This window comes from Methylotuvimicrobium alcaliphilum 20Z (genome assembly GCF_000968535.2).
In the GTDB taxonomy this organism is placed as follows: Bacteria; Pseudomonadota; Gammaproteobacteria; order Methylococcales; family Methylomonadaceae; genus Methylotuvimicrobium; species Methylotuvimicrobium alcaliphilum.
On sequence record NC_016112.1, the window covers coordinates 1,855,097 to 1,867,864 of the forward strand.

General features: G+C 48.8%; 9 protein-coding genes. 7 read left to right on the plus strand and 2 right to left on the minus strand.

The genetic code is table 11. From position 1 onward, the window contains the following. Nucleotides 1-415 precede the first annotated feature (415 nt). On the plus strand, nt 416-2,515 hold the full coding sequence (gene ppk1 / locus MEALZ_RS07920; RefSeq protein ID WP_014148105.1) for a polyphosphate kinase 1: 2,100 nt from the start codon (nt 416-418) through the stop codon (nt 2,513-2,515). A 263-nt stretch (nt 2,516-2,778) separates the two neighbouring features. Here the strand turns inward: ppk1 and MEALZ_RS07925 are convergent, their stop codons facing one another. Both MEALZ_RS07925 and folP read right to left on the minus strand, forming a co-directional pair. Next, nucleotides 2,779-4,623, minus strand: a complete 1,845-nt coding sequence (locus MEALZ_RS07925; RefSeq protein WP_014148106.1) for a hypothetical protein — start codon at nt 4,621-4,623, stop codon at nt 2,779-2,781. A 451-nt stretch (nt 4,624-5,074) separates the two neighbouring features. Next, a complete protein-coding gene (gene folP, locus MEALZ_RS07930) occupies nt 5,075-5,911 on the minus strand; it encodes a dihydropteroate synthase (protein WP_014148107.1) in 837 nt (278 codons plus the stop codon). A 79-nt stretch (nt 5,912-5,990) separates the two neighbouring features. Here folP and MEALZ_RS07935 point away from each other — a divergent pair, with 79 nt between their 5' ends. From MEALZ_RS07935 to gpmI, 6 genes are all read left to right on the plus strand, one after another. Beyond that, entirely contained in the window at nt 5,991-6,536 is a 546-nt protein-coding gene (locus tag MEALZ_RS07935) for a flavoprotein (protein WP_014148108.1), read from the plus strand. Then, complete coding sequence (locus MEALZ_RS07940; protein ID WP_014148109.1) at nt 6,533-7,921, plus strand: DUF6513 domain-containing protein; 1,389 nt, start codon at nt 6,533-6,535, stop codon at nt 7,919-7,921. The genes MEALZ_RS07935 and MEALZ_RS07940 overlap by 4 nt, the downstream gene beginning before the upstream one ends. 4 nt (nt 7,922-7,925) lie before the next feature. After that, complete coding sequence (locus MEALZ_RS07945) at nt 7,926-8,489, plus strand: DUF447 domain-containing protein (RefSeq protein WP_014148110.1); 564 nt, start codon at nt 7,926-7,928, stop codon at nt 8,487-8,489. Continuing rightward, nucleotides 8,486-9,166 (plus strand): (5-formylfuran-3-yl)methyl phosphate synthase, encoded by a 681-nt coding sequence (locus MEALZ_RS07950; protein WP_046061049.1) that lies wholly within the window; start codon nt 8,486-8,488, stop codon nt 9,164-9,166. Before MEALZ_RS07945 ends, MEALZ_RS07950 begins: the two co-directional genes overlap by 4 nt. 28 nt (nt 9,167-9,194) lie before the next feature. Then, nucleotides 9,195-10,424 (plus strand): dicarboxylate/amino acid:cation symporter, encoded by a 1,230-nt coding sequence (locus MEALZ_RS07955; RefSeq protein ID WP_014148112.1) that lies wholly within the window; start codon nt 9,195-9,197, stop codon nt 10,422-10,424. 562 nt (nt 10,425-10,986) lie between these two features. Beyond that, nucleotides 10,987-12,639, plus strand: coding sequence for a 2,3-bisphosphoglycerate-independent phosphoglycerate mutase (gpmI, locus tag MEALZ_RS07960; protein ID WP_014148113.1), 1,653 nt, complete (start codon nt 10,987-10,989; stop codon nt 12,637-12,639). The last annotated feature ends 129 nt before the right edge of the window (nt 12,640-12,768 follow it).

The following is a 12,768-nucleotide window of genomic DNA, read 5'->3' on the forward strand; positions in this document are numbered from 1 at the left end:
TAAGCCGTTCGTGGTGAGCCTGTCGAACCATGGACGGCTTAACTTATCGACCCAGGATTTTTCCATTCACCCTTCGACAGGCTCAGGGCGAACGGAAAAATCCTTAACTTAATGGCAGTGATGCTCTGCGTGGGAATGCTTGAGTACCGCTCCAGCGGTACGAGACGCTAGAGCGTCTCGGTCTTCATTCCCACGCTGGAGAGTCTGTGAAAGTATTGGTGAATACATCATAAAAAATTTATTCACCATGAAGAACATGAAGGAAATGAAGGTAAAATCAATAATATAACTCTTTATGTTACTTCATGCTCTTCATGGTTATTTCGTAATCTTAAATACTTTTACAGCCTCTGGAGCGTGGGAGCGATAGGGGGGCGTGAATAATTAACAATAATCTATTACGGAAATTAATAGTATGGAAAAAGAAAACGAAATCGGCGAGGCGATTAATCTCGATAGTTATGACCTGTATCTGAACCGCGAGCTTAGCCTGCTTGAATTCAATCAAAGAGTCCTCGCGCAAGCTAAGGATGCTCGTGTACCGTTATTGGAACGGCTGAATTATTTATGCATTTCTTGCTCGAATCTCGATGAGTTTTTCGAAGTCCGGGTCGCGAGTCTTTTGCAAATGGCCGAAATGGACCCTAAGGCCATCGGCGTCGACGGTTTGTCTCCGCATGAACAGCTCGAAAGGATTTCGGCCAAGGCGCATGGTCTGGTCGAAGACCAGTATCGGGTCTTGAATGACATTTTGTTGCCGGCCTTGGCTGAGGAAAATATACATTTTATCCGACGAACGGAATGGACCGCTAAACAGCTCAAATGGTTGGAGAATTACTTTAACGAAGAATTACTGCCGATTTTGACGCCGGTCGGATTGGATTCTGCCCACCCGTTTCCACGTATTCTCAACAAGAGTTTGAATTTCATCATTTCATTAACCGGCAAGGATGCCTTCGGCCGAAATAGCGGTCGGGCGGTTTTGCAAGCTCCACGAGCTTTGCCAAGGATCATTCAATTGCCGGCCGACGCGACCGGCAGCGGACCTCATGATTTTGTGTTTCTGTCGTCAATTATTCACGCCTTTGTCGATCAATTGTTCAATGGCATGAATGTCAAAGGCTGCTATCAGTTTCGGGTGACCCGAAATAGCGATTTTTTTGTCGATGACGATGCGATAGACGATTTGTTGCTTGCGGTCGAAGGCGAATTGGCTATGCGCAATTACGGCGATGAAGTCAGGCTTGAGATTGCTTCGAATTGTCCTGAAGAAACCGTCAATTTTTTGATGGCCCGTTTTGAATTGACACAGGATCGCTTGTATTTGGTCGATGGGCCGGTCAATTTGAATCGCTTGCAAGAAATCATTAATCATGTAGAAAGGCCCGAATTGAAATTTACGCCGTTTAAGCCGGCAGTACCGCCGCAGCTGGCTCGTAACAAAAACATTTTTGCCGCTATTGAAAAGCAAGACATTCTTTTGCATCACCCGTTCGAATCGTTTTTGCCGGTTGTTGAGTTTTTGAAGCAGGCCGCCGCCGATCCCGATGTCTTGGCGATCAAGCAAACGCTGTATCGTACCGGCGTGGATTCGCCGATTGTCAGCGCATTGGTAAAAGCCGCTAGGGCCGGTAAGGAAGTTACGGTAGTGATTGAGCTGCGCGCTCGGTTCGATGAAAAAGCCAATATTAATTTGGCTGCAAAGTTACAGGAAGCGGCCGTGCATGTCGTTTATGGGGTCGTGGGCTATAAAACACATGCCAAAATGTGTCTGGTGCTACGCAAAGAAGGTAAAAAATTGCGTAATTATGTGCATCTCGGTAGCGGTAATTATCACCCGAAAACAGCGTTGCTTTATACCGATTACGGTTTGTTTTCATGCGACAAGGAACTTGGCGAGGACGTTCGCCGCGTCTTCGCTCAATTGACCAGTCTCGGTAAGGTGACCAAGCTGAATAAGCTATTGCAATCGCCTTTTACGCTGCATAGCGGTTTGATCGAGAAGATCGAACGTGAAATTGATCATGCTCAAGCGGGAAAGCCGTCCGGAATCATTATTAAAGTTAACGCTATAGTCGAACAACAGTTGACCAAAGCCTTGTATCAGGCCTCGCAGGCCGGCGTCAAAATTAACTTGATTGTCAGGGGTATTTGTTGCCTTAAGCCGGGTATTCCAGGTGTTTCCGAAAATATTGTCGTACGGTCAATTATCGGCCGATTCCTTGAGCACACCCGTGTGTACGCGTTTGAAAACGATGGTAATCCGGAAGTCTATGTTGCTAGCGCCGATATGATGGGGCGCAATATGTTTAAAAGAGTCGAGACCGGCTTTCCGATAGAGAATAAACGATTACATCAACGGGTTAGAAGCGACTTAGAGTTATATTTAAAAGATAATTGTCAAGCGTGGCTCTTGCAACCGGACGGCCAATATGTGCAGTTGTCGCCGGTAGAAGAGGAAGAAGCGATTCAGGCTCAGTCGGAACTCTTGGCGTCTTTGCAGCATCAAGGTTGAGCGCTATGCTATCTTTTTTAAGTTGGAAATCCCGATTATACCTTTCGTACTTCAAATTTCGGCAGTGCCTGAGGAGGCGCCGGGGTGCTCGGCAAAGGCTTTGCCAGCATGGAGCTGGCAGAGCCTACAGGGATGTATTCACCCAGCACCTAAATTATCCAAGATAGTTGACCATAGTCAATGGACTTTGGACTTTGGACTTTGGAGTTTAGGTGCTGGGTTCACGGCGTCCTTTGGCGGGCACCCCGGTGCCGAATTTTGATCTACGATGGGTATGATTCAGGAAAGGCGCATGCCTTTGAGTCCAAATAAGACTGGGCTTCGCTACAAGCTCTAAGGACAAACAATGAGGTCGATATTTCGCTGCCTACCAAAATACGCGTCGGGTGGCGCATGCGATTCCATTCATAGGCTTTGAAAGGATGTCCGTTCCCACCTTCACCCAAATGATCGTTGATAACCTTGAGCCCTGCGGAGATAACCCCGTCTTGTTTGGGTTCATATTCAAGCTGCACTAGAGTGGAAACGGCCAATGCTGCGTCGAACACATTCAGAGTCTGACCGATAAGATCGTCCTTACAGTATTGCAGAGCTATTTCGCGCATTGTTTCGACCTTTCGCTCGGGGTCGAAAAGCTGCCGCTCTTCGGCACTGAGCGTGCGGTAAGTTTGATAGAAACGCCCTAAGTAATAGGTGTATATTTCAGGCAGATAGTAAATGAAGGCGCTCTCATGACGGAAGTTATCGCTCACAAATGCTCGAAAGTGAAAATCGAGCAGTTTATGCAAAAAGATCAAGTTTTCTCCCGTCAATGCATGCCATTGTCGCCGGTTGATGAGAATCGAATCCAATATATCCAGGTTATGCCCTGGACAAATCTCATTGCCTAATACTTCCCGGTGAATGTTTCCGTCGGTATCGGTAAACGCTTTTTCAAACCAGATCGGCACGGCCCCGTCATAATCCAAAGGACGGGCCAGTTTGATAGTTGGCAAATTTGATTCATAGCTTCCGCCAACCTGGTATTCGGCAATGATCTCGACCCAGGGAAAAGCCAACATGGACTCACATTCGTCAAGTAATGAACGGTCGACTTGCAAGTTTTCTTTTTGTACAAAGTTTATCCATTTTTTGGCCATGGCTAGTGCCAGAAATGTCGTGTCGGTATCAGGCACATAGTCGCCAAATCCCAAGTCCCGTTTTTTTTGCCAAGACGAGTCGGATAATCGGCATAATTGTTTGCCTTTGGCATCGACCGGTAGGCAAGTTATGGCAGGATGCCGGATATGCTTGTTAGGGGTTGTTAACCACTCACGGCTTGTGCTCAACGAATAATGGAGTAAGTTTTCCAAAATCGGGATAAGTCGCTCGTTATATTGTCGGTGTGCGGCATTCGATTCCAAAAAAACGAGCAAATGCTCAAAAAAATTAACGTCAGAAAAGGCAATTCTGTGCCAGATCCAGGAAAATCTTGCCGACATTGGTTCGCAAATACCCCGGTAAGGTTTCCGAAACCATTTAAGTCGATTTGGATTAGGCATTAAAAAACAGCGGATTAATGCAAATAACAGCGTAATGTTTTTATATTCGTAAGAGCCTACGCCTTGAAGTACATCTAACAAGTTTTTGCCATCCATATGATCGTCGCCCGATAATTGAACTTGAGCGCCGACCGGAAACCATGGGTCGTTTTTATCTTGATTCCAAACACGAAAGATGTCTTGAAGACAAGCATCGATAATGACGTGGCAGTCGATTTGAGATGTTTTTGCTTGACTCGGATTGCTTGAGTCGCGGATCTGCCAATCGCGATTTTCGATAGTGTCGAGTAGGTGTGCCAACGGCTGAAAAGTCGATGTTATCCATTGTTTGTCTTGCCATTGCTCGGTACTGGCTTGCATGGCTTCCTGCATCATAGATTGATAGATGGGGATTTGTTCAAAATTGATGCTGGGATGACGACAGCCTTTTAGAATAAAATATTTTAGTGCAGGATGTCCGATCGTTTTTTTATAGATCAGTCTAAGATTCTGTCCGGGAGTGCTTGGGGATTCGGTTTTAAGGATGGGGTTGTCGCAAATGTCATAGAGGTTTGCGTTTTTTGTCACTAATATCTCCATTTAGTTGTGTTTTAACAATGCGTAAGGTTTGTTTTTTTGCAATCTTGGCGGTTTGAAGGGCTATATCTTAGGATTTCGTGATAAATAACATCCTGGAACTATGAGCTTTGTTGAGGGTTCGGTAACTTGCTTGACAGGACGCCGTGAACCCAGCACCTAAATTCCATAGTCCATTGGCTATGGTTAACTATCTTGGATAATTTAGGTGCTGGGTGAATATGTCCTTGTAGGCTTGACGGCGGCTTTCCCTGCCGCCGACACTTGCCAATCGAGCTACCGAACCCTCCATAAAATAAGGAAGTTATTTTCGACCAAATCCTTAGTAAAAATTTTGAAAAAGAGGGGTTAGGCGAGGTTATTTAAATAAATCTCCCCCTTTTTCAAGAGGAGGTAAATTAACAATCCATTTTAAATGCAGGGGTCTGAACAGTTACATCGCTTATAAATTATTAGAGCATCGCTGTTGTTTGATCGCCCAAGCGACGTCGACTGCCTGCCTATTTTCTTTGATATCGTGGACGCGGAATAGCTTGACGCCGGCCATGACGCCCAATGCCGTGGTGACGGCTGTGGCGGTGATCAATTCGGTAGGTTCGGCGACATCCAAAATCGAACCCATGAAGCGCTTACGGCTAGTGCCCAGCAAAACCGGATAACCGCTTTCGACGAAGCGATCCAAGTGCGCCAATAAATCCAAATTGTCTTGTTTACGTTTACCGAAACCGATGCCGGGGTCGATCGCAATAGTGCTTCGATCAACGCCTTGTTCGATTGCTTGATTGATGCGCTGCATCAAATGATTCAGCACTTCGCCTACGACGTCTTGGTAATGAGGCTTATCCTGCATCGTTTTGGGTGTGCCTTGTTTGTGCATCAAGATGATAGGAACCTGATGTTTTGCGGTCAGCTCAAAAATCATGGCGTCGTCTTCGCCGGCCGAAATATCGTTGATGATATCGGCGCCGGCCGACAGTGCCGCTTCGGCGACCGGGCTCTGTGTCGTATCGATGCTGATTAGTATATCCGAGGCAAGATGCTTCCGGATGGCTTCGATGACCGGCACGACGCGGTCGATTTGTTGCGCGGCGCTCACCGGGTCGGAGCCGGGGCGGGTCGATTCGCCGCCGATATCGATGATGTCGGCGCCTTCGGCGAGCATTTTACGGCATTGCTCCAATGCGTTATCAAGGCTGTAATGCCGCCCGCCGTCGGAAAAGCTGTCGGGCGTGACATTTAAGATGCCCATGATCAGCGGTTTTTCTATCGTGTTAAACATAAATAAAATTTCGGCTGTATTCGAAGTGGCCTTTGAGGATCGGGTATAATAGCGGACTATTTAAATTTTGATCGAATAAATGGATAAACCGCGTTTAGCTTGGGCTGTCACCGGCTCCGGGCATTATATCGAAGAATGCCTGGAATTTTTGATGACATTGGATAGTGTCGACCTTTACCTGAGCCAAGCCGGCGAGGAGGTTTTAAAGATGTACGGCATCAAACTCGAAGAGGTTCGCGCCAGAATGCCGGTTTTTCGCGATAAGGCTGCTTCGTCGCCGCCGGTCGGTCGTTTTTATACCGGCTATTATCATAGCTTCGTGATGGCGCCGACGACCTCGAACACCGTAGCCAAATGCATATTGGGCATTGCCGACTCGCTGGTGACCAATCTTTATTCTCAGGCCGGAAAATGCCGCGTCCCCAGCATCGTCTATCCGTGCGATATCGCGCCAGAAATGGAAACCACCGCGCCGGGCGGTAAGAAGGTCATGGTATATCCGCGTCCGGTCGATCTGGATGCGACCGATAAACTCCGCGTCTTCCCTTATACACAAGTCGTCGAAAGCGTCGACGAATTGATCGAGGCGGTCAATCGGCGCCTGAAATCATTGGGTGTGGCATGAGCGAGCACATCTTGTTTTTGACCGGAAAATTGGCCGAAAAACAATTACACCAGATTCTGGAAAAAATGCAGCCGGAGTTTACCTATACGGTGCATCAGTTGGGTATTAAAGTTGCCGCGTTGATGACCACGGACATGATTTGCCGTCGGTTAAAGGAAACCTATCAAGCCGACCGAATGATTCTGCCCGGACGATGTCGGGGCGATCTGGATAAGGTGATACAACAATTCGGTTTACCGGTCGAGCGTGGCCCCGATGAGTTAAAAGACTTACCTTTATTTTTCGGCAAGGAAGCGCACAAGCCCGACCTCAGCGACTATCGCGTGAAAATATTTGCCGAAATTGTCGATGCGCCGAATGTTTCTGTCGATGAGGTCGTCGAGCGAGCTCATTATTACCGGCGTCACGGCGCCGATGTGATCGATATCGGCTGTTTACCGGGAACGCCGTTTCCGCACATGGAAGCTATTATCCGAACATTAAAACAGGAAGGTTTTACGGTCAGCATCGATTCGCTCGAAGCCGACGACTTGCTCAGAGGCGGCAAGGCCGGCGCCGATTTCATGTTGAGCCTGCACGAAGGAACGCTCTGGGTCGCCGATGAAGTCGAAACGACGCCGATTCTGATTCCGGAAATACATGAAGACTTGGCGTCGCTCGATCGTGCGATCGAAGCCATGCAGGCTAAAAACCGCCCATTCCTGGTCGACCCTATTTTGGACCCGTTGCATTACGGTTTTACGCAATCGGTCGTGCGTTATCATCAGGTACGGCAAAAATATTTCGATATCGAGATCATGATGGGCGTCGGTAATATCACCGAATTGACGCATGCCGATACGGTCGGCATGAACGCGCTATTATTGGGTATTTGCTCGGAGCTCGAGATCAATGCGATTCTCGCGACTGAAGTCAGCAAACATGCTTGCAGGGCGGTCAAGGAAGCCGATTTGGCGCGGCGTATCATGCATGCCGCTAAACAAAACAACATGTTACCCAAGCATATCGATTCGGGTTTGATGGCGCTGCACGAAACCGCGCCGTTTCCCTATACGCTCGATGAAATCAAAGAACTGGCCGGCGAGATCACCGATCCGAGCTACCGTATTCAAACCAGCACCGAAGGGCTGCATATTTTTAATCGTGACGGTTTTCATTCGGCGACCGACCCGTTCGATTTATATCCGAAACTCGGCGTCGAAAACGACGGCGGTCATGCCTTTTATTTAGGTGTCGAACTGGCGCGCGCCGAAATTTCCTGGCAACTCGGCAAACGTTTCAATCAAGACGAGGCCTTGAGTTGGGGCTGCGCGACTGATCTAACCGAGTCGACAGTCGATTTGCACAGCTTTAAACCGGCCGGCACGACGCTAAAGAAAAATTAAACCGATGATTTTAGAAACGATAGTCACCACACAAAACCAGCAAGGCAGGGCGCATATTGCACCAATGGGTATTCATCGGCACGATGATGAATTGATCATTTTGCCGTTTTGCCCGTCGACCACGCTCGACAATCTCATGACGAGCAGTCATGCCGTGATCAATTATTGCGACGATGTCAGGGTGTTTGCCGGTTGTTTGACGGGGCGGCGCGATTGGCCTTTGATCGAGGCCGAGAAGATTAACGGTAAGGTCTTGGCATGCGCATTGGCGCATAGCGAAGTCGAAGTGGTTCGTGTCGAAGAAGACCCGATTCGGCCGAAACTGTTTTGCAAAATTATTCATACGGTCAACCATGCGCCGTTCATGGGTTTCAACCGGGCTCAGTATTCGGTCTTGGAAGCGGCGATTTTGGTCAGTCGGCTGGGTATGTTGCCGCAAGAAAAAATCGATGCGGAATTGGACTATCTTAAAATCGGCTTAGAAAAAACCGCAAGCCCGAAGGAGCTCGAGGCGTGGTCTTGGTTAATGGCGGTCATCGAACAGCACAAACGAGAGAAAAACGCATGACAGGGATGCTCGCGAGTGTCAGCAAGCTTGATGAAGCGCTGAGGATCTTGAATTTCGAAGTCGACATCATTGATTTGAAGCAGCCTTCCCAAGGCGCGTTAGGTGCGCTGGATACCATGACGGTTGCACGTATCGTCAAGGCAATCAATGGGCAATGCCCAATTAGCGCGACGGTCGGCGATTTGCCGATGATTCCGGAAGTCATCGTGAGCGCGGTAACGGATATGGCGGCGACCGGCGTCGATTATATCAAGATCGGTTTTTTTCCCGGCGGCGATTGGCAAGGCACGCTGGATGCATTGGCGCCCTTGGCTCAAGCCGGCCTAGCATTAATCGGAGTATTATTTGCCGATAACGAACCCGAATTACATACCGTAGCCGCTTTCAAAAAAGCCGGTTTCAAGGGTGTAATGCTGGATACGATGGACAAAAGTTCGGGTTCGTTGCCTCATGTCTTGCCTGATGATGCGATTGCGGAATTTGTGTCTAAATGTAATGAACTCAACCTGTTGTGTGGTCTTGCCGGGTCGCTAAGGGCCGTGGATATACCTGATTTGTTACGCCGTAAACCCGATTATTTAGGTTTTCGAGGCGCTTTGTGTCGGCGGCACGATAGAACCTCGCATTTGGATGATGATGCGATACTTGCGGTTAAAAAAGCGTTTTTACAGGGTTAGGCGGAAGTGGGTAGGTCGAGCGTAAATCATGAAGAATAAAATGCCGATCACCACAAAAATTTTGATTGCGATGTGCTTGGGATTATTGGCAGGAAGCGCGATCAATGCGTTCGGACATGACAATGGGGCGATTCGGGAATATCTGGTCGATGGCTTGTTTTATGTGGTCGGCGCTTCGTTTATCAATGCCTTGAAAATGCTGGTCGTGCCGTTGGTCAGCTTTTCTCTGATTTGCGGCGTATGCGGCATCGGCGATATCGCCGCGCTAGGCCGAATCGGCATAAAAGCCTTTGGCTTGTATTTGTTGACGACCGGCCTTGCGATTGCCTTGGCCTTGTTGCTTGCCGTTTCGGTCGGTCCCGGTCGCGATTTCGAACGTAGTGGCGAAGTTGCCGAATTTAGCGCACCCGAAGCGCCCGGTTTGACCGAAGTACTGATCGGGATCGTGCCGAGCAATCCGGTTAATGCGTTCGCCGAAGGCAATATGCTGCAGATCATTTTTTTTGTGATTCTTTTTGCGATCGCGATGATGATGGCGGGCGAAGTCGGTTTGCAATTGTTGAGAACCGCCGAGCAGTTGAACGAAGTCATGATGAAACTCGTAATGCTGGTCATGGAGTTTGCGCCGATCGGTGTTTTTTGTTTAATCGCGAAGAGCTTTTCCGAACAGGGCATAGGTTTGATCCTGCCGATGCTGGGTTATTTTTCGGTGGTTATTGCTAGTTTGTTTCTCCATACTTCGGTAACGTTGTGTTTGCTGTTATGGCTCATGACGCGGATGAATCCATGGGAATTCATGAAAAAAATGCGTCCGGTGCATATCTTCGCCTTTAGCACGGCCAGTTCCAATGCGACGATTCCGGTCAATTTGCGTGTCGTCGAACACGATTTGGGCGTGCCGAACTCGACCGCGGCTTTTACGATCCCGCTCGGCGCGACGATCAACATGGACGGTACCGCGATCATGCAAGGTGTCGCAACAGTCTTTATCGCCAATGTCTACGGGATCGAATTGGGTTTGATGCAATATTTAACCGTGATCGGCATGTCGATATTGGCATCGGTAGGCACGGCCGGCGTACCCGGCGTCGGATTGATCATGCTGGCGATGGTATTCAACCAAGTCGGGCTCCCGGTCGAGGGGATTGCCTTGATTTTAGGCGTGGACCGGCTTTTAGACATGCTTCGAACGGTCGTCAACGTGACCGGCGATGCGGCGGTGACCTGTATCGTCGCAAAGGGAGAGCATCGTCGCTAATCGATATCTTGGCTAATAGTCCGTCGAAGGCAATAATCGATAAGTCATTTTTCGTTGCTGAAATCGGAGGGACCTCATTAAGGAATATGCATAAAATAACTTGTACAAGTAGTAGGCTTTGTGGTGGTTTGGTGACTCGTTTGACAGGACGCCGTGAATACGTCCATGTAGGCTTGACGGCGGAATCTGATTGCCATGGATGGCATGAATGCAGATTTTGCATTACGCCATGGATGGCGTGTATTAGGGCAATGCAGGGCAGAAAAATGCTCCTGCATTTTCTGCATTCATTACATCCATGTAACTCAGCAATTGCCGAGGAGCAAAAATCTGCAAACGCCATGGATGGCGTGAATGCAGATTTTGCAGGAGCAAAAATCTGCCCTGCCGCCGACACCTGTCAATCGAGCCACCAAACTCCCTTCCAACAGTTGTCTAAGTTATTTCATACTCGCACCTAAGCTTTCACAAATAATTTTGGCGCGCTTGATGTAGTGGGTGGAGGCGCTAACTGACTACCCCTCTTTGTTTTATATAAATGACCTGTAATTTGGAGTTTTAAATGAATGAATTAAAAAAGAATAAGGATTTTGCAGGGCCTAAGGGTCCTGTGGTGTTGGCCATTATGGATGGGATAGGAATTGGTAAAAATCCGGAAAGCGATTTTGTGCTGCAATCCGCGACGCCAAATTTGGATTGGCTGCGTGAACACGCCTTATACACTGAGTTGCGTGCTCATGGCGTTGCAGTCGGGCTCCCCGATGACGGCGACATGGGTAATTCGGAAGTCGGCCATAACGCCATTGGTTGCGGACGTGTTTTTTCTCAAGGGGCATCCTTGGTTGGCAAGGCGATCGAATCCGGGGCTATGTTCGCGCCCGAGTCGGTTTGGGATGAATTGATTCGAAACGTCATTAACAAAGAGTCGACTTTACATTTTATAGGCTTGTTTTCGGACGGCAATGTGCATTCCAATCTGAATCACTTGGAAACGATGTTGCGGAAAGCCAAGGAACAAGGCGTTAAAAAAGCGCGAATTCATGCCTTGATAGACGGGCGCGATGTGCCGCCGACCTCGGCGCTGGAATATGTCGAGCGCTTCGAAACCTTTTTGAACGAGATCAATGCCGACGGGAGCGTCGATTATTGTGTCGCATCCGGCGGCGGACGCATGAACATTACGATGGATCGTTACAATGCCAATTGGGATATGGTGCGGCGCGGTTGGGATACCCATGTGAAAGCCGAAGGCCGGCGCTTTGCGTCGATGAAGGAAGCAATAGAAACCTTCCGTAAAGAAAAACCCGGTATTTTGGATCAAGATTTACCCGCGTTCGTCATCGAGCGTAACGGAGCGCCGGTCGGACCGATTGTCGATGGCGATAGCGTAATCTTCTTTAACTTCCGAGGCGATCGGGCGTTGGAAATTACCAAGGCCTTTGAAGCGGACGAATTGACCGAGTTTGATCGTGGTCCGAAACCGGATGTGTTATATGCGGGTATGATGCAATACGACGGCGATCTTGGCGTGCCCGAGCATTATTTGGTAACGCCGCCCGCGATCGATCGTACGATGAGCGAATATTTGTCGAACGCCGGTATAAAACAGTTGGCGATTTCCGAAACGCAGAAATTCGGCCACATGACCTATTTTTTCAATGGTAATAATTCCGGAAAATTCCCGACTGAAACCTGGGTGGAAATTCCGTCGGATTCTTGTCCGTTCGAGGAAGCGCCGCGAATGAAAGCGGATGAAATCACCGATGCCGTCGTGCGAGCGATCGAGAGCGGGGATTATCGATTTATTCGTCTGAATTATCCGAATGGCGACATGGTCGGTCATACCGGCGATGTAAATGCGGTCAAGGTGGCTGTCGAAGCCGTCGACCAAGGGATCGGCAGGATTATCGAGGCGCTGAAAAAGACAGGCGGAATTCTAGTATGTTCGGCAGACCACGGCAATGCGGACGACATGTGCGAGCTGGATAAAAAGACAGGTAAGCTGGTTCTTGACGATGAAGGCAAGTTCAAGCCCAAAACGGCTCATTCATTGAACCCGGTGCCGGCAATTATTTACGATCCTTCAGGGGAGGCCCATGCGAGTTTGGCCGATGTGCCAAACCCCGGAATTGCGAATCTGGCGGCGACTTGTATCTCGTTGTTAGGGTTCGAGCCGCCGGAAGATTATGTTCCAAGCCTCGTGAAAGTAGGTTGAGGAATGAGTATGAAATAACTGAGTTATACCCTTTGCTGGTCAAATTTCGGCGCCGAAGAGTCCGTCAAAGGACGCCGTGAATACGTCCATGTAGGCTCTGTGACAGCATCCCTGCTGTCAAAGCCTTTG

Excerpts from the sequence above, each read along its gene's own strand:
- ppk1 (WP_014148105.1), top strand. The coding sequence starts at position 416 with ATGGAAAAAGAAAACGAAATCGGCGAGGCGATTAATCTCGATAGTTAT.
- folP (WP_014148107.1), bottom strand. The coding sequence starts at position 5,911 with ATGTTTAACACGATAGAAAAACCGCTGATCATGGGCATCTTAAATGTC.
- MEALZ_RS07935 (WP_014148108.1), top strand. The coding sequence starts at position 5,991 with ATGGATAAACCGCGTTTAGCTTGGGCTGTCACCGGCTCCGGGCATTAT.
- MEALZ_RS07940 (WP_014148109.1), top strand. The coding sequence starts at position 6,533 with ATGAGCGAGCACATCTTGTTTTTGACCGGAAAATTGGCCGAAAAACAA.
- MEALZ_RS07945 (WP_014148110.1), top strand. The coding sequence starts at position 7,926 with ATGATTTTAGAAACGATAGTCACCACACAAAACCAGCAAGGCAGGGCG.
- MEALZ_RS07950 (WP_046061049.1), top strand. The coding sequence starts at position 8,486 with ATGACAGGGATGCTCGCGAGTGTCAGCAAGCTTGATGAAGCGCTGAGG.
- MEALZ_RS07955 (WP_014148112.1), top strand. The coding sequence starts at position 9,195 with ATGAAGAATAAAATGCCGATCACCACAAAAATTTTGATTGCGATGTGC.
- gpmI (WP_014148113.1), top strand. The coding sequence starts at position 10,987 with ATGAATGAATTAAAAAAGAATAAGGATTTTGCAGGGCCTAAGGGTCCT.